Source organism: Sphingomonas longa (assembly GCF_016892685.1).
Lineage (GTDB): Bacteria > Pseudomonadota > Alphaproteobacteria > Sphingomonadales > Sphingomonadaceae > Sphingomonas > Sphingomonas longa.
Genome location: NZ_JAFEMC010000005.1, coordinates 122,188 through 139,037, shown reverse-complemented (window position 1 = coordinate 139,037; position 16,850 = coordinate 122,188). Strand labels below are relative to the sequence as shown.

12 protein-coding genes are annotated in these 16,850 nt (G+C 69.0%); 11 read left to right on the top strand and 1 reads right to left on the bottom strand.

The annotated features are described in order from the left end of the window. Window positions 1-152 precede the first annotated feature (152 nt). On the bottom strand, window positions 153-2,924 hold the full coding sequence (locus ILT43_RS16070; RefSeq protein ID WP_204200000.1) for a TonB-dependent receptor: 2,772 nt from the start codon (window positions 2,922-2,924) through the stop codon (window positions 153-155). A 255-nt stretch (window positions 2,925-3,179) separates the two neighbouring features. Between ILT43_RS16070 and ILT43_RS16065 the strand changes: the two genes are divergently transcribed. The 11 genes from ILT43_RS16065 (at window position 3,180) to ILT43_RS16015 (ending at window position 16,845) form a co-directional block, all read left to right on the top strand. After that, a complete protein-coding gene (locus ILT43_RS16065; protein WP_204199999.1) occupies window positions 3,180-3,968 on the top strand; it encodes a copper homeostasis protein CutC in 789 nt (262 codons plus the stop codon). Window positions 3,969-4,038: 70 nt separating this feature from the next. After that, window positions 4,039-4,788, top strand: coding sequence for a GntR family transcriptional regulator (locus tag ILT43_RS16060; RefSeq protein WP_204199998.1), 750 nt, complete (start codon window positions 4,039-4,041; stop codon window positions 4,786-4,788). 19 nt (window positions 4,789-4,807) lie between these two features. Further along, on the top strand, window positions 4,808-5,851 hold the full coding sequence (locus tag ILT43_RS16055) for an SIS domain-containing protein (protein ID WP_204199997.1): 1,044 nt from the start codon (window positions 4,808-4,810) through the stop codon (window positions 5,849-5,851). Further along, on the top strand, window positions 5,848-6,978 hold the full coding sequence (gene nagA, locus ILT43_RS16050; RefSeq protein WP_204199996.1) for an N-acetylglucosamine-6-phosphate deacetylase: 1,131 nt from the start codon (window positions 5,848-5,850) through the stop codon (window positions 6,976-6,978). Before ILT43_RS16055 ends, nagA begins: the two co-directional genes overlap by 4 nt. After that, window positions 6,975-9,443, top strand: coding sequence for a phosphoenolpyruvate--protein phosphotransferase (gene ptsP, locus ILT43_RS16045; RefSeq protein WP_204199995.1), 2,469 nt, complete (start codon window positions 6,975-6,977; stop codon window positions 9,441-9,443). Before nagA ends, ptsP begins: the two co-directional genes overlap by 4 nt. Continuing rightward, on the top strand, window positions 9,440-11,116 hold the full coding sequence (nagE, locus tag ILT43_RS16040; protein WP_204199994.1) for an N-acetylglucosamine-specific PTS transporter subunit IIBC: 1,677 nt from the start codon (window positions 9,440-9,442) through the stop codon (window positions 11,114-11,116). Before ptsP ends, nagE begins: the two co-directional genes overlap by 4 nt. Further along, complete coding sequence (locus ILT43_RS16035) at window positions 11,113-11,445, top strand: L-rhamnose mutarotase (RefSeq protein ID WP_204199993.1); 333 nt, start codon at window positions 11,113-11,115, stop codon at window positions 11,443-11,445. Before nagE ends, ILT43_RS16035 begins: the two co-directional genes overlap by 4 nt. A 351-nt stretch (window positions 11,446-11,796) precedes the next feature. Further along, the gene (locus ILT43_RS16030; RefSeq protein WP_204199992.1) at window positions 11,797-12,621 is read left to right on the top strand and encodes a TrmH family RNA methyltransferase; all 825 of its coding nucleotides are present in this window, start codon (window positions 11,797-11,799) and stop codon (window positions 12,619-12,621) included. Continuing rightward, the gene (locus ILT43_RS16025; protein ID WP_204199991.1) at window positions 12,618-14,276 is read left to right on the top strand and encodes an MFS transporter; all 1,659 of its coding nucleotides are present in this window, start codon (window positions 12,618-12,620) and stop codon (window positions 14,274-14,276) included. The genes ILT43_RS16030 and ILT43_RS16025 overlap by 4 nt, the downstream gene beginning before the upstream one ends. Beyond that, window positions 14,273-15,451 (top strand): HlyD family secretion protein, encoded by a 1,179-nt coding sequence (locus ILT43_RS16020; protein WP_204199990.1) that lies wholly within the window; start codon window positions 14,273-14,275, stop codon window positions 15,449-15,451. Before ILT43_RS16025 ends, ILT43_RS16020 begins: the two co-directional genes overlap by 4 nt. Next, window positions 15,448-16,845: an efflux transporter outer membrane subunit gene (locus tag ILT43_RS16015; protein WP_204199989.1), complete on the top strand. Its 1,398-nt coding sequence runs from the start codon at window positions 15,448-15,450 to the stop codon at window positions 16,843-16,845. The genes ILT43_RS16020 and ILT43_RS16015 overlap by 4 nt, the downstream gene beginning before the upstream one ends. Window positions 16,846-16,850 lie beyond the last annotated feature (5 nt).

Genomic DNA, 16,850 nt, shown 5'->3' with positions numbered 1-16,850 from the left:
GTGCCGACCTGGTCACGAAAAAAACCGCCCGTCGGCGCGGGGCCGGCGGGCGGGGAGGGACGTGCATGCGGTGAGGTCATGCACGACAGGGATAGCAGCGGCAGGCGGCGTGCGAGGAACGACAGTCGTTCGGGGTCGCTCCACGCCGTCGCTCACATCTTGAAGCTGGCGCTCAGCGAGAACACGCGACCGTTCTTGTAGATCGAGGTCGGCGCGCTCTTGGTGCTGCTATACTGGTAATAGGTCTCGTCGAGCAGGTTGGACGCCTGCGCCTGGACCTGGATGTTGTCGGTCAGCGCATAGGAGATCGATGCGTCGAGCTGACGATAGGCATCGGTGTAATCCTGCGACTGGAGGCGGCCGACGCGGTAGAAATACTTCGACCGGCGATTGTAGCTGACCCGCGCCTGTAGCGGCCCGTTCTCGTAATAGGGTACGACCGTGACGGTGTTGCGCGACAGGAACGGCAGGCCGGTCGCGATCGAGGTCTGCGCATCCGCGAAGGTGTAGTTGGCCTGGATGCCGAAACCCCATTTCAGCGCGGTATTGCCCGACAGCGAGAAGCCGGTGACCGAGGCGTTGGCGATATTGATCGGCTGCGAGATCGAATAGGTCTGGGTGATGCCGGTGACGAAGTTGGTGAACGTCACGTCATCCGTCACCGAATTGCCGATATAGTTGGTGATGTCGCGGTAGAAGACCTCACCCGACAGGAAGCTGCCGGGCGCGAAATACCATTCCGCCGACAGCCCGAAATTGTTCGCCGCATAGGGCTTCAGATCCGGGTTGCCGCCGCTGCCCGAGCGGGAGGCGTCGTCGAGCGAGATCGAGCCGGCGAGATCGGAATAGCGCGGTCGGGCGATGACCTTGGCTGCGGCACCGCGTAGCACGACGCTGTCGCTGACGTCGAAGATCAGGTTGGCGGCAGGAAGAAAGCGATTGTCGCTCTTGGTGATCTGCGTCGGGGCGAACCGCCCATTGCTCTGGAGGAAGAAGTTCGATTCGTCGCGCGTGTTGACGAACCGGCCGCCGACGTTGCCGCGCAGTTTTCCGGACTGGAAGTTCGCCTGCAGGTAACCGGATGCGATCTTTTCTCTCACCAGCCAATAGTCGCCGGCCGAGAAGCCGCGCTCGACGTTGGTGGTGCCGAACTTGCGGAGCGCGGCGATGATGCCGTCGCGGTCCAGTGTGGCATAGGGCGTGCCGTTCCCGGATGTGCCGAGGCCGTTATACAGGTCGCCGTCGAGGATGTAGAAGTCGAGGTCGCCCAGCGTGAAATTCTGGTTGGTGAAGATCGCGTTGCTGAACGTCCTGTTGCTGTTCTCATGCGCGACGTAGCGCCCGCCGAACAACAGGCTCTTGATCGGCCCCATGTCGACCTCGCGCTTGAAATTGGCCTCTCCGAAGATCTCCTTGTCGAGCGTGAACCCGGACTGGAGCGGGATGCCGCCGATCTGGCGACCGAAGAAATTGCGACCGCCATTGTTCTCGCGATCGGACGCGCTGAGATTTTCGCCGCCGAGGGCGGTGAAGTTGCTCAGCCACTTGGTCGGGTCGCTGGCGGGCGAGTTCCAGTTGACGATCGTATTGCGGCCATCGGTGCCGGCGGTGAAGCCCTGCTTCGTGCGAAAATCGAGCAGATATTCGGGGTTCTTGCCACCCGACGCGCGCGTGCCGCCGAAATTACCGGTGATTTCCCACCGGTCCGGACGCCAGTCGATCAGCATCGCAACGGAGTCGTTCTTGATGCGCGTACGGCGAAAGTTGGTGTCGAGCTGGCCCGTCGCGCCGTTGGTGCCGTCCGGTATTCCGGTGAAGGTCGCGGAGGTGACGATGCCGTTGTCGAAGGTCGCCGCGCTCATCCGCGACCCTTCGAAGCCATAGGTGTACATGGAATTCGACACGTTGTCGTAATTGCCGCGGATGAACAGGCCGGTGGCGACGACCGAAAGATTGTCGGTCGGCTTCGCCTGGATCGCGCCGCTGAAGCCGATCCGCTCACGCTCCTGCTTGAAGAACTCGCGCGCCAGGAACGAGGCGTAACGGGCGCTGCTGAAGGCGTCGATCGTCGCCCGATTGGGCCGCGCGCCGTTGATCGTCGGGCCGGTGGCGACGGTGCCGCCGGGGCCATCATAGACGATGTTGCCGTTGATATCGCGCGGATACGCCTCCAGCAGGGCGGCGCCGGTACGGTACCAATAGGTTGCGACGCCGGCGCGGCTGAGCTGTTCCTTGTCGTAGTTGACCGCGCCGAGGAAGCCGATCGTCTCGTCCGCATTGTGCCAGCTGTACAGCGCCGAGCCACGGAAGCTGCCGCGCTTGGCGCGGTCGTTATACTCACCGCCGGCCGTGACGGCGACCGTGTTCGCCTTGAGGTCGAGCGGCTTGCGCGTCACGATGTCGACGGTTGCGCCGATCGCGCCTTCCTGCAGACGCGCTTCCGGCGTCTTGTAGACGACGGCCTGGCTGATGATCGTCGGCGACAGCAGCGAATAGTTGAAGCTGCGGCTCGATCGGTCGGACGGGTTGCCGCCCCAGTCGGCGGAGGCGACCGAGTGGCCGTCGATGGTCAGGCGGTTGAGTGCCGGCTCAACGCCCGCGATCGACAATTGCTCGCCCTCGCCGAACTGGCGGTCGACGGTCACGCCAGGCAGGCGCGCCAGCGAGTCGGCGATGTTGCTGTCGGGCAGCTTGCCGACATCCTCGGCACTGATGACGTCGACGATGGAATCGGCGCGGCGCTTGGTTTCGATCGCATCGGCAAGGCTGCGGCGGTATCCGGTGACGAGGATTTCGTCTTCGGTACCGATCTGGGTGTCGCCCGGAGCACCACTCTGGCCGGCTTCCTGAGCGGCGGCGATGTCGGCGAAACCGATCGCGCCGGATAAGGCGGTGGTGAACAGGATCAGTTGGCGGATAGTCATGTTGCAAATCCCTTTCGGGATGCGCCCAGCAGCGCAGCCCCCCCGAGATCACCGCGTTGCTGGCGGTGGTCACTGTTCCTGTCCGCTCTGGCGCATCAATCGGCCCGATACGATGTTTGTGACGCATCTTCATAACCAATATAGCCCAAAGGTGCTACCAAAAATGACAAATCGATTTCAGTGGAGGAATCGTATAATGATTGTAGTGATTAAGCGCCAAAAAACGGAGACGGACGGCCGCGCAAGGGCGGGGGCATGACCTGTACCGAATCTCGAAATGGGACGCGCATCACGTTGGAAATCTGCGTCGATTCTCCAGCCGGCATTGGCGCGGCAATTACAGGCGGCGCAGATCGGATCGAACTGTGCTCCGCCCTCGACGTGGGTGGATTAACGCCCGGCGGTGCACTGACGGACTTCGCCGTCGCCCGCGCCGCGGACGCAGGCATCGCCGTGCATGCGATGGTACGATCCCGCAGTGGCGACTTCGCTTACGACACCGATGAGATCGACTTAGCGATCCGCGAGGCCATCATGCTGGCCGACCGGGGCGTGAACGGTCTGGTATTCGGGGCGGCACGGAGCGGTGAGGTGGATGTCGATGCGGCGACGCGGTGGATGGAAGGCGTGCGCGGCGGCATCGGTCGTTCCGCCGCCCTGGTCTTTCACCGCGCGATCGATCTGGTCGACGATCCGGTCGCAGCGGTCGACCGCATCGCTGCGCTGGGGTTCACCCACATCCTCACATCGGGGGGGGCACCGACTGCGGGAGAGGCGCATGACGTGATCGCGGCTATGGTCGCTCGCGCCGCAGGTCGGGTGGAGGTGATCGCCGGGTCGGGCGTGCGGCCCGAAAACGTCGCAGCGCTGGTGGCGACGACGGGCGTCCCCGCCGTGCATGCTTCCGCCAGCGGGATCATGGGGGAACGCGATGCCCGCGTCGTCGCAATGGGGTTCGCGTCGGCGGCGCGACGGACTACCGATGCCGGCGTGGTGACCGGCTTGAAGATGGCATTAGACAACAAGTCCAATGTAAGACAATAAGGCTGTATCATGCCCGTGCCGTGACCTGTTCGCGAACCGGGCAGGCCATGACCGAGGGGACGGCAGGGCGATGGACGGATCGGACGACTTCACCGGCAGGATCGGCCGCTTCAGAAGCGGCAACGCCTCGCCGCTTTACATTCAGCTTCAGCAGCTGATCCGCGAAGCGATCGAAAATGAGTCGGTCGCGCGTGGCGATGCAATTCCGGCCGAGCGCGATCTGGCGCTCGACTATGACGTGTCGCGGATCACCGTGCGCAAGGCGATTGCCGGCCTGGTCGAGGAGGGGCTGCTGACGCGGCGTCGCGGCGCGGGCACGTTCGTCGCGGGGCGGGTGGAGAAGAACTTCTCCAAACTGTCGTCTTTCAGCGAGGATATGGTCGCCCGCGGGCGGGTTCCGAGCAGTTCCTGGGTATCGCGCGCGACGGGTACCGTCAGTCCGGAAGAGTCGATGGCACTCGGCCTGTCGCCGAGTGCGCCGGTATTTCGCTTCGTTCGGATACGATATGCGGACGAGGTGCCGATGGCCCTGGAGTTCTCGACGATCGCAGGATTCTGCCTGCCGTCGGTCGAGGCCATCGGCGACTCGCTGTACGCTGCGCTCGACGCGGCCGGCCATCGACCGGTGCGCGCGCTGCAACGGTTGCGCGCGGTGCCGTTCGGATCGGAACATGCCCGCATGCTCGGCGTGGATACCGGCCAGCCGGGACTGCTGATCGAGCGGCGCGGGTTCCTGCGGGATGGTCGCGCGGTCGAATTCACTCGCTCCTATTACCGCGGCGATGCCTACGACTTCGTGGCCGAGCTGTCCGACATCTGATTCTGAGCAAGAGGCTTTCGTGATCACCGACGCACCCCGAACGCCTGCCACGACCACGCTGATGCGGTCGGAAACGCTGGAGGCGCCGGCGCGCGTAGCGGAGATGATCGCGCGTAACGCCGCCGCGTTCGCCGAGCTTGGCGGGCGGTTGCGGGCCGAGGCTCCCGATGTCGTGGTCACCTGCGCCCGCGGGTCTTCGGATCACGCCGCGACGTTCGGCAAATATCTGATCGAGACGATGGTCGGCGTGCCGGTCGCGTCGGCGGCTCCCTCTGTCGTGTCGCTGTTCGAGGCGAGCGTGACGACGCGGCGCGCGCTGTGCATCGCGATCTCGCAATCGGGTCGAAGCCCCGACCTGCTGGCGACGGTTGCGGCGCACGCTGATGCGGGCGCTCACGTCGCCGCGCTGGTCAACGATGAGGGTTCGCCGCTGGCGGAGTGTGCCGATACGCTGCTGCCGTTATGCGCGGGACCGGAGCGATCGGTGGCGGCGACCAAGTCCTGTATCGCGGCGATGGCAGGTCTGGCGGGGCTGGTCGCGGCGTGGTCCGGCGATGCGCGGCTTGCGGCGGCGGTGGAGACGCTGCCCGAGGCGCTGGCGCAGGCGGTGCGGCAGGACTGGAGCGCGGCGATCGAACCGCTATCCGGGGTGACGCAGATGTTCGTGCTGGGGCGGGGATACGGGTTCGGGGTGGCGCAAGAATGTGCGCTGAAGCTGAAGGAGACCTGCGCGATCCAGGCGGAGCCGTTCAGTGCCGCCGAGGTGCGGCATGGCCCGATGGCGATCGTGCGCAACGGGTTCCCGTTGCTGGCGCTGGCGACATCCGACGCAGCGGGTGCGGACGTGGTGAAGGCGGCGGGCGAGTTCGAGGCGCGCGGTGCGGCGGTGTTGCTGGCGCGTGCGGGAGGGCCGTCGCTGCTGCCCGCGGCCGCGGCGCATCCGGCGATCGAGCCGATCCTGTTTTTGGCGAGTTTCTATGGGCTGGCGGAACAGCTGGCGCGGCGGCGGGGGCTCGACCCGGATGAACCGCCGTTCCTGTCGAAGGTGACGCGCACGCTATGACCACGATGCGGTTCGGGAACGGCCATGTCGTGGCCGGCGATGCGGTATGGCCGGGGGCGACGATCGCGGTCGACGGCGAGCGGATCGCCGAGATCGATGCCTTTAGAGGCGCGGGTGATATCGATCTGGCCGGTGGCTGGCTGATGCCGGGGTTCGTCGACACGCAGGTCAATGGCGGCGGGGGGGTGTTGTTCAACAACGACATCAGCGTCGGCGCGGTGGCGGCGATCGCGCGCGCGCACGCCGCCTTTGGTACCACGGCGCTGCTGCCGACGCTGATCAGCGAGACGCCCGATCGCATCGCCGCCGCCTTGGAGGCGACTGACGCCGCCATTGCGCAGGGCGTGCCGGGCGTCGTCGGCGTCCATATCGAGGGACCGTTCCTGAACGTCGCGCGCAAGGGCATCCACGATCCGGAGCGGTTCCGCCGGCTGGATGCGGAGACGGTCGCGCTGCTGTCTCGCCCGCATCGTGGCACGGTCATGCTGACGATTGCACCCGAACTCACCGACACCGCCACGATTTCGCAGCTGGTCGCCGCGGGCGTGATCGTCAGCGCCGGGCATAGCGAGGCATCGTTCGAGCAGGCGAAGGCGGCGTTCGATGCCGGCCTCTCCGGCATCACGCATCTGTTCAATGCCATGCCGCCGATGATGCAGCGGGAGCCGGGGTTGGTCGGCGCGGCGCTGGACGATGCTCGACCGTGGTGCGGGCTGATCGTCGACCGGGTGCATGTCGCGGCGGCGGTGCTGCGCGTGGCGATGCGGGCGCGACCGCACGACCGGATGATGCTGGTCACCGACGCGATGTCGTCGGTCGGTGCGGTCGACAAGGACTTCGTGTTGCAGGGCCGTCCCATCCGCGTCGCGGACGGCATCTGCCGTTTCGCGGACGGAACGCTGGCAGGGTCCGACCTCGACATGGCGCAGGCGGTGGCGAACGCGGTCGCCGACCTCGACGTGCCGGTGACGACGGTGGCGGCGATGGCCGCGACGATCCCGGCGACGTTCCTGGGCTTGCAGAACGAGCGCGGCACGCTGGCGAAGGGGCTGCGCGCCGACTGGGTACAGCTCGACGCGCAGTTCCGCCCGGTCGCCACCTGGATCGGCGGGAGGGCGGTGGCGTGAGCGCAGAGACGCTCGTCGCGCCGCTCGGCGGCTGGCTGATGACGTTGGCGGCGGTGCCCGACCAGGTCTTCGCCGAGGGGATGATGGGCGCGGGCGTCGCGATCGACCCGACCGGTGACACGCTGCACGCGCCGTGCGCGGCGACGGTGTTGAGCGTTCATGCTGCCGGCCATGCGGTGACGCTGCGGACGGCGGGAGGGGCGGAGGTGCTGATCCATATCGGCATCGACACCGTCGCGATGGGTGGCGAGGGGTTCGAGAGACTGGTGGAGCCGGGGCAGGGCGTTACGGCAGGTACGCCGCTGATCCGCTTCGACCTCGACCTGATCGCGCAGCGGGCGAGTGCGCTGGCGACACCGATCGTCCTGACGTCGGGCGACGATTTCCGGATCGAGGGTGTCGCGTGTGATGGGCTGGTGGAAGTTGGCGCGCCGCTGTTGCGCCTGGTCCCGACCGGCGCGGCGCAGCGCGAGCGAACGGTAGCCTCCACCACAAGCGCCTCGGCGACGGTCGTCGTGGCGTTGCCGCATGGTATCCACGCCCGTCCGGCGGCGCGGATCGCGGCGGCGGTGCGCGCGGCGGGGGCAAGCGCGACGCTGACGCGCGACGATCGCAACGCGTCGGCACTGAGCGTGACGGGCATGCTCGGACTCGATGCCGTTCACGGATCGACGCTGACGATCGCAGCGCAGGGCGGCGATGCGGAGGGGGCGGTCGCGGCGGTGGTCGCGATCCTCACTGCCCACGAGGACGCGGACCCGCCTGCGCCGCGTGCGGTGCCGGTTGCGCCGGCGGAGGTCGCCGACGGGGCGCTGGCGGGCGTGCCGGCGGCGCCGGGTCTGGCGATCGGGATTGCGCGCTGGCTCAGGGTCGCCGCGCCGGAGGTGCCGCCGGCCGACGACGTGGCGACGGAGCGCGAGCGACTGGTCACCGGGATCGCGAGGCTGCGGGACACGCTGGCGGTGGCGAGTGGACACAGCGTGCTGGCGGCGCACCGGGCGATCCTCGACGATCCCGATCTGGAGGCGACGCTGGTCGCGGCGGTCGAGATGGGCGAGGGTGCGGCGGCGGCGGCCCTGTCGGTGACGCGGGCTCAGGCGGCGCGGCTGGCGCGATCGAGCGACGCGCGGATCGCCGAGCGCGGCGACGACCTGATCGATATCGGCCAGCGGCTGGCGCATGCGGTGCTGGGCACGGAGCCGGACGCCATTGTCCTGCCGTCGGGAACGATCCTGCTCGCCGACGATCTGCTGCCATCGCAACTGACCGCGCTGGATGCGACGGCGCTGGCCGGCATCGCGGTCGTGCGCGGCGGCCCGACATCGCATGTCGCGATCATGGCGGCGGGGCTCGGCGTGCCGATGCTGGTCGCGCTGGGCGAGCCACTGGCGGCGGTACCCGACGGCGCGACGCTGATCCTCGATGGAGATGCCGGATCGCTGCTGCCCGATCCGGACGCCCCGTCCCTGAACACGGCACGGGCGAAGGTCGAGGCCGCCCGGCTGGCCGAAGCGGAGGCGTTGGCGGCGGCGGCGTCGGGTCGCCCGGCGGCGACGGCGGACGGCCTCGCGGTCGGCGTCCACGTCAATCTCGGCAGCGCGGCGGAAGCGGCGGCGGCGGTGACGGCGGGGGCGGAAGGGTGCGGCCTGCTGCGGACCGAATTGCTGTTCCTGGAGCGGGCGACCGCGCCGACGCGCGATGAACAGGCGTCGGAATATCGCGCGATCGGCACGGCGCTGGGCAACCGGCCGCTGACGATCCGGCTGCTCGACATCGGCGGCGACAAGCCCGCGCCGTACCTGGCGATCGCGGCGGAGGAGAATCCGGCCCTAGGGCTGCGCGGCGTTCGCGTCGTGCTGGCGCGCGAGGATGTGCTGGAGACGCAGGTCGCGGCGATCCTCGATGCGGCCGATGGCGCGCCGTGCCGAATCATGGTGCCGATGGTCGCCAGCGTCGCGGAACTGGACGCGGTTCGCGTCGTCGTCGATCGGCTGCGCGGCTCGCGGCCGATATTGCTGGGTGCGATGATCGAGACGCCGGCGGCGGCGATCGGCGCGGACCTGATCGCGCGGCGCGCGGATTTCCTGTCGATCGGCAGCAACGACCTGACTCAGTACACGCTCGCGATGGATCGGGGGAACCCGGCGGTCGCGGCGGGGCTCGATGGTCTGCATCCGGCGGTGCTGCGGCTGGTTGCGGCGACCTGCGAGGGCGCGGCGCGGCACGGGGTGCCGGTCGGCGTCTGCGGCGGACTGGCCGCCGATCCGCTGGCGGTGCCGATCCTGGTCGGGCTGGGGGTCACGTCGCTGTCGGTGCCGGCGGGCCGGATCGCGGCGACGCGGGCCGGCGTCGCTGCGGTCGGTGTGACGCAGGCGCATGTCCACGCGCTTCAGGCGCTGGCGTGCGAGTCGGCTGGCGAGGTTCGCACGCTGGCGAGGCGTTTTGCCGAGGAGACGGTCGCATGACATCGCCGATGGCGTTCCTCCAGCCGCTCGGTCGGGCGCTGATGCTGCCGATCGCAGTTCTGCCGGTCGCCGGGCTGATGCTGCGGCTGGGGCAGCCCGACCTGCTCGACATCGCGTTCCTGTCCGCGGCGGGGGATGCCATCTTCGCGCATCTCGGCCTGTTGTTCGCGGTCGGGGTCGCCACCGGTTTCGCGCGCGACGGCAACGGTGCGGCGGCGATGGCGGGGATCGTCTGCTATCTGGTGGCGGGGAATGGCGCTCAGGTGTTCCTGACCGTGCCGGCGGCGACGCTGGCCGGTGTGCCCGATACTGCGACAGGACTGGTGACGAGCGCGTGGAAGGCGGCGGCGATCGACAAGTTGCAGGTGCCGATCGGCATCGTTGCGGGGCTGGTCGGCGGACATTTCTACAACCGGTTCGCGACGTTCAAATTGCCGGATTATCTCGCCTTCTTCGGCGGGCGGCGGTTCGTGCCGATCGTCGCGGGGCTCGCCGGCCTCGTCATCGCGGGCGTACTGGGCCTGACTTATCCGGGTGTCAGCGCGGGTGTCGACGCGCTGAGCAACGGCGTGGTCGCAGCGGGCGGGTGGGGGCTGTTCGCCTTTGGGCTGCTCAACCGGTTGTTGCTGGTCACCGGACTGCACCATATCCTGAACAACGTCGCGTACTTCGTGGTCGGGAGTTACGACGGGAAGACGGGCGATCTGTCGCGCTTCTTCGCGGGCGATCCTACCGCGGGCGGGTTCATGAGCGGGTTCTTCCCGGTGATGATGTTCGGCCTGCCCGCCGCGTGTCTGGCGATGTACCACACCGCGCTGCCGGACCGGCGCAAGGCGGTTGGCGGACTGCTGTTCAGCCTGGCGCTGACGTCGTTCCTGACAGGCGTGACCGAGCCGATCGAGTTCAGCTTCATGTTCCTCGCGCCCGCGCTGTACGCGGTGCACGCGGTGCTGACCGGCGCGGCGGAGGCGATCATGAACGCGCTGGGCGTCCGGCTCGGCTATGGATTTTCGGCGGGGTTGTTCGACTATGTGCTGAACTTCGGCAAGGCCACGAAGCCGCTGCTGCTGCTGCCGGTTGGTGCGGCTTATGCCGCGGTCTATTACGGGCTGTTCCGCTGGGCGATCGTCCGGTTCGACCTGCCGACGCCGGGGCGTGAGCCGGAGGAGGCGACCGCCCCCGCGGCGCCGGTGCCGGTCGGCGATCGGGCGGCGGCCTATGTCGCGGCGCTGGGCGGGGCGGCGAACCTGCGCGGGGTCGATGCTTGTACGACCCGGCTGCGGCTGACCGTTGCGGATGCGCAGGCGATCGACGAGCCCGCGCTCAAGCGGCTGGGTGCGCGCGGCGTCCTGCGGCCGTCGCCGACCGCGGTGCAGGTCGTGGTCGGCGGGATCGCGGACGGGCTGGCGATGGACATGCGCGCGGTGCTGGACGCTGGTCCTGCGGGGGTCGCTGCGCCAGTGGCAGCGCCGGTGGCCTATGCCTTGCCCCAACGGGTGGCGGCGGCGATCGGCGCGGGCAATGTCGTAGTGGCCGCGCGGCTGCCGGGGCGGTTGCGGATCGTGGTGGCAGCGCGCGACAGGGTCGATGCCGCGGCGCTGTCGGCGTTGGGTGCCCGGGCGGTGGTCTGGGTGCGCCCGGACACGGTGCACCTGCTGATGGAGGATGCATGAGCCGTGTCGTGCAGGTGCTCGATCTGGTCGACGATGCGGCGCTGATCGCCGAATATCGCGCACGGCACGCGCCGGGGGCGGTGTGGCCCGACATCATCCGCTATCTGGAGGCGATCGGCTGCAACGATCTGGAGCTGTGGCATGTCGCCGACCGGCTGGTGATGATCTTCGACGCGGCGGACGGCTATCCGCGGGCGACCGATCCCGCGCTGGATCCGGTGGTCGCGGCGTGGGAGGCCGAGATGGGCGCGTACCAGCGGGCGATCGACCCGGCGGGTCCCAAGTGGCTGCCGATGCAGCGGATTTTCGCTTATGACGGAAGATCGTAGGCGGGCGTTGCGGACGGAAGGTTAGGCTAAGGTTAGTCCAATGCGGTGTTTCGCCAGCGTGTCGGATGGGCGTGTCGGCCGGGCGAGCCCGATGACCGGCGACGCATGAGAAAGAGCGGGTTCGGCGTGTCACAAGTCGGGCACGTAGGACAGGAGCTGGGTCCAACAAAATGCTCGCGCGGCGGTTTTCGGGCAGCGTTGCGCTCGTGGCGAGGCTCTCCCCCCAACCCCTTCCCAACGGGAGGGGAGCGGAGATCGGGCAACGGCATGCCCTTCGTCGCTTGCGGAGTAGCTGTCCCAAGCATCTCGCCCACTCTTCAAGCCACGCGCGCGATGCGTTAGCGCGCAACCATGCCGACGATCCTGCCCATCCACGACGCGGACGACCCGCGCATCGCCGCGTATCGCGACATTCGCGAGCGGGATCTGGTCGGGCGGCAGGGGCTGTTCGTGGCCGAAGGGCGCGTGGTGCTGGCGATGCTGGTCGCCGCGACCGGATATCGCGCGGAGTCGGTGCTGGTCGCGGCGCACCGGCTGGACTCCGTCGGCGATCTGGTCGCGCCGCTGGCCGACGACGTGCCGGTCTATGCGGCGGAGCAACCAGTTCTGGACGCTATCGCGGGGTTCCCGATGCATCGCGGCATCCTGGCGATCGGACGGCGGGTCGATCCGCTGTCGCCCGATGCGCTGCTCGCGAGCCTGTCCGGGGATGCGGACGTGCTGGTGCTGAGCGGGATCGCCAATCACGACAATATGGGCGGGCTGTTCCGCAACGCCGCGGCGTTCGGCGTCGGTGCGGTGCTGCTGGATGCCGAATGCTGCGACCCGCTGTATCGCAAGGCGATCCGGGTATCGGTCGGCGGGGTGCTGAAAACGCCCTACGCGACGCTGGCCCGCGGTGACGATCCGGTCGCGCTGCTGGAGCGGCACGGCTTCGCGCCGCTGGCGCTGACGCCCGGCGGAGCGACGACGCTGGCGGAGGTGGTGCCCGGACGGCGCAATGCGGTGCTGCTCGGCGCGGAGGGGCCGGGGCTGGCGGCGGACCTGATCGCACGGGCACGGGGGGTGCGGATCGACATGGCGGCGGGCTTCGACAGCCTGAACGTCGCGACGACCGGGGGCATTGTCCTGCATCACCTTGCCGCAGGCCGGCACCGGTCTACATCGTCGTCATGATCCAGCGGATGCGACATTTCCTGCGCGAGGAGGATTGGGCCTTCGCCGCGCACGAGGCGCCGGTGATGCCCGGATCGCCCGGATCGCCGGAGCATCCGCATCCGCGCCGCTTCGCCTATGGATCGATCTCGGTGTTGCTCGGGCTGACGGCGGGGTTCGGCAACGCGCTGATTTCCGCGAATACATATACCTTGCAAGGTGCGCTCGGCCTCGATCCGGCGCAGATCGCGTGGTTGCCGACCGTGTATGTGATGACCAACGTGTCGATCAACCTGATCATGATCAAGTTCCGGCAGCAGTTCGGCCTGCGCCCGTTCGCGATCATCTTCCTGACGGTCTATGCCGCGCTGACGCTGGCGCATCTGTTCGTGCACGGTTTCGCGTCGGCGATCGCGGTGCGGGCCGCCAGCGGCATGGCGGGTGCGGCGGTGTCGAGCCTGGCGCTCTATTACATGATGCAGGCGTTGCCCGCGAAGTGGCGGTTGAAGGCGGTGGTGCTGGGGATCGGCGTGCCGCAATGCGCGACGCCGCTGGCGCGGCTGTTCTCCCCCGACCTGCTGGCGATGTCGCAGTGGAGGACGCTGTACCTGTTCGAACTGGGGCTGGCGTTGCTCAGTCTGGCGGCGGTGGCGTGGCTGCGCCTGCCGCCGACGACGCGGCAGAAGGCGTTCGAGCCGCTCGATTTCCTGACATTCGTGCTGTTCGCGGGGGCGATGGCGCTGTTCTCGGCGGTGCTGGGGCTGGGCCGGATCGTGTGGTGGACCAATGCGGCCTGGATCGGCTGGGCACTGATCGCGGCGATCCCGATGCTGGCGGCGGCGCTGATGATCGAGCACAATCGCGCCAATCCGCTGCTCAATACGCGCTGGCTGGGGAGCGCGGACATCCTGCGCTTTACGATCGTGACGATCATGGCGCGGATCGTACTGTCCGAACAGACCTATGCCGCGGTCGGATTGCTGACCGTGCTGGGCCAGAACAACGACCAGCTCGGCACGTTCTTCCTGATCGTGTTCGCGGCGTCGGTGGTCGGCGTCGTCGCCAGCGCGGTGGTGCTGGACGTCAACCGGCTGGCGCATCCGGTGATGCTGGCAATCGGGCTGGTCGCGGTGGCAGCGTTCTTCGATGCGCAATCGACCAGCCTGACGCGCGGGCCGCAGCTTTACTGGACGCAGGCTCTGATCGCGTTCGCGGCGACGTTCTTCCTCGGGCCATCGCTGCTGTTCGGGATGACTCGCGCGCTGCAGGCGGGGACGGGACACATCATCAGCTTCATCGCGTTGTTCGGTATCGTGAATTCGATCGGCGGATTGGCGGGGACGGCGCTGCTCGGCAGCTATCAGCAGATACGGGAGAAGGCGAACAGTGCGGCGCTGGTGCAGCAGATGCAGCCCACGGACCCGATCGTGACGCAGCGCATCCAGGCGGGCGGCGCAGCGGTGGGTCGCGTCGTCGGCGATCCGACGCTGCGATCGGCGGAGGGTGCGGCGATCCTGTCGCAGACGACCACGCGGGAGGCAAACGTGCTGGCCTATGACGACGTGTTCCGCCTGATCGGCGTACTGGCGGCGGCGACGTCCGGCTATCTGGCGTTCCTGCTCGGGCGGCGGAGCTGGCGCGCGCGGCGGGCGGCGCGGTCGGAGATGACGGCATGACCGACATTCGTGATCCCGTGCCGCCGGCGGCGACCGGACCCGTTGCGCCCGGACCGGTGACCGAGGAGCGGGCGGCAGAGATCGGCGCGACGCCGGCCGCACCGCCCGTCGGGTCGGGCTGGCGACCGCCGGCCAACAGCCGCCGCGTGGTGATCGTGCTGGCGCTGGTGGCGATCGCGGGCGTGCTGGCGGTGCTGGCGGCGTGGCGGCTGCCGCCCTTCACCAGCGACTATGAGTCGACCGACAATGCCTATGTACGCGGGCGGACGACGGTGATCGCGCCGCAGGTGTCGGGATATGTCACACGGGTGCTGGCGCGGGATTTCGCCGATGTGAAGCAGGGCGATGCGCTGGTGGCGATCGACGACCGCATCTATCGCCAGCGCGTCGAGCAGGCGGAGGCGCAGGTCGCGGCGCAGCAGGCGACCCTCGCCAACGCGCTGCAATCCGAACGCAGCCGCGCCGCCAGCTTCACCGCGCAGGACGCCGCCGTGGCCAATGCGGAGGCGCAGTTGATGCGCGCGCAGGCGGACATGGCGCGCGTCAATGACCTCGTCACCGACGGATCGGTGTCGCTGCGCGAACGCGACCAGACGCTGGCGGCGCTGCGGCAGGCGCAGGCCGGCGTGCGTCAGGCGCGTGCGGCGCGAGAGATCGCGCGGCAGGATATCCGCACCGTCGAGGTCGGGCGCGGCGGCCAGCGTGCGGGCGTGTCCGGCGCTCAGGCGGCGCGCGAACTGGCGCAGATCGACCTGTCCAACACGATCGTGCGTGCGCCCGAAAGCGGGCGATTGAGCGAAATCGGCGTGCGCGTCGGCCAATATGTGACGGCGGGCACGCAGTTGATGTTCCTCGTACCCCCGGAGACTTGGGTAATCGCGAACTTCAAGGAAGCGCAGATCGCGCGGATGGCGGTCGGTCAGCCGGCGTCGTTCACCGTCGACGCGCTGGGGGATGCGCGGCTGACCGGACGTGTCGAGCGGGTGTCGCCCGCCGCCGGATCGGAGTTCGCGGTGCTGAAGGCGGACAACGCGACCGGCAATTTCACGAAGGTGCCGCAACGGATCGCGGTTCGCATCCGTGTCGATCCGGGTCAGCCGCTGGCGCAACGGTTGCGGCCGGGGATGTCTGTGCAGGCGCGGGTGGATACGTCGGGCGGTCCGGCGATCCGATGAAGCTGGGCGCGCTGCTGCTGGGGCTGGCGCTGGCCCAGACGCTGGCGGCGTGCGCCGGGCCGCGACCCGCGCCGCCGCAGGGCGCGTCGGTAGTGCCGCCGCCGGCGTGGCGGACGGTGCTCGACGGGCCGGGCGCACCAATCCGGGCGGACTGGTGGACGGCGTTCGGCGATCCGGTGCTGGTCAATCTTGTCGCGCGGGCACTGGCGGCGAACCCTGATCTGGGCGTGGCGGCGGCGCGTGTCGAGGAGGCGCGCGCGGCCGAGCGGCTGGCACGGGCACAGCGCACGCCGACGCTGAACGCCGGCCTGCCGACGACGGAGGGGCAGACCGTCAGCCCGTTCGGCACGCCGTCGACGGCGTTCGGGGCGCAGCCGTCGATCACCGCCAGCTACGACCTCGACCTGTTCGGCCGCTTGCGTCAGGCGAGTGCGGCGGCGCGGGCACAGGCGTTGGCGAACGAGGGCGCACGCGATACGGTGCGGCTCGCGATCGTCAGCTCTGTGGCGTCGGGATATATCCAGTTGCGCGCGCTCGACCTGCGGTTGGCGGTCGCGCGGGAGACGCTGGCGGCGCGATCCGAAGCGCTGCGGATCGCGCGGCGGCGGGCGGAGACGGGCTATACGTCCAATCTGGAACTGCGGCAGGCGGAGGGCGAGTATCGCGCGACCGAGCAGCTCGTGCCGCAGGCGCAGTTGCTGGTGGCGCGGCAGGAGAATGCGCTGAGCCTGTTGCTGGGCACGTCGCCGGGGCCGATCCCGCGCGGCCTGCCGCTCGACCGGCTGCTCGCGCCGGCGGTGCCGGACGGATTGCCCGCCGACCTGCTGCGGCGGCGCCCGGACCTGTTCCAGGCGGAGCAGGCGCTGGTCGCGGCCGACCGCAGCCTCGACAGCGCACGGGCGGCGATGATGCCGAACGTGGCGCTGACCGGCAGTGCGGGCGTCGTGCTGTCGACGGCGCTGGCGAACCCGATCGGCGTGTTCTCGATCGGTGGCAGCGTGCTGTCGCCGCTGTTCGACGGCGGTCGGCTGCGGGCGCAGGCGGATGCAGCGGCGGCGCGGCGCGATCAGGCGGCGTGGAGCTATCAACGCGCGGCGCTGATCGCGTTTCGGGAGGTGGACGACAGTCTGGCGTCGGTGCTGCGGTCGGGGCAGCAGGCCACGGCGCTGGCGGGGCAGCGCGCGGCGGCGGCGGGGGCGCTCAGGATCGCCTCCAATCGTTACCGGGCGGGGTATTCGGCGTATATCGAACAACTCGATGCGCAGCGGGCGCTTTTGACCGCCGAATTGGCGCTGATCCAGGCGCGAGCCGATCGGCTGGCGGCGTATGTGTCGTTGTACCAGACGTTTGGTGGCGGCTGGGCGCGGGAGGATGTCGGGGCGGTCAGGCGGTAGGGCTT

Excerpts from the sequence above, each read along its gene's own strand:
- ILT43_RS16070 (WP_204200000.1), bottom strand. The coding sequence starts at position 2,924 with ATGACTATCCGCCAACTGATCCTGTTCACCACCGCCTTATCCGGCGCG.
- ILT43_RS16065 (WP_204199999.1), top strand. The coding sequence starts at position 3,180 with ATGACCTGTACCGAATCTCGAAATGGGACGCGCATCACGTTGGAAATC.
- ILT43_RS16060 (WP_204199998.1), top strand. The coding sequence starts at position 4,039 with ATGGACGGATCGGACGACTTCACCGGCAGGATCGGCCGCTTCAGAAGC.
- nagA (WP_204199996.1), top strand. The coding sequence starts at position 5,848 with ATGACCACGATGCGGTTCGGGAACGGCCATGTCGTGGCCGGCGATGCG.
- nagE (WP_204199994.1), top strand. The coding sequence starts at position 9,440 with ATGACATCGCCGATGGCGTTCCTCCAGCCGCTCGGTCGGGCGCTGATG.
- ILT43_RS16035 (WP_204199993.1), top strand. The coding sequence starts at position 11,113 with ATGAGCCGTGTCGTGCAGGTGCTCGATCTGGTCGACGATGCGGCGCTG.
- ILT43_RS16030 (WP_204199992.1), top strand. The coding sequence starts at position 11,797 with ATGCCGACGATCCTGCCCATCCACGACGCGGACGACCCGCGCATCGCC.
- ILT43_RS16025 (WP_204199991.1), top strand. The coding sequence starts at position 12,618 with ATGATCCAGCGGATGCGACATTTCCTGCGCGAGGAGGATTGGGCCTTC.
- ILT43_RS16020 (WP_204199990.1), top strand. The coding sequence starts at position 14,273 with ATGACCGACATTCGTGATCCCGTGCCGCCGGCGGCGACCGGACCCGTT.
- ILT43_RS16015 (WP_204199989.1), top strand. The coding sequence starts at position 15,448 with ATGAAGCTGGGCGCGCTGCTGCTGGGGCTGGCGCTGGCCCAGACGCTG.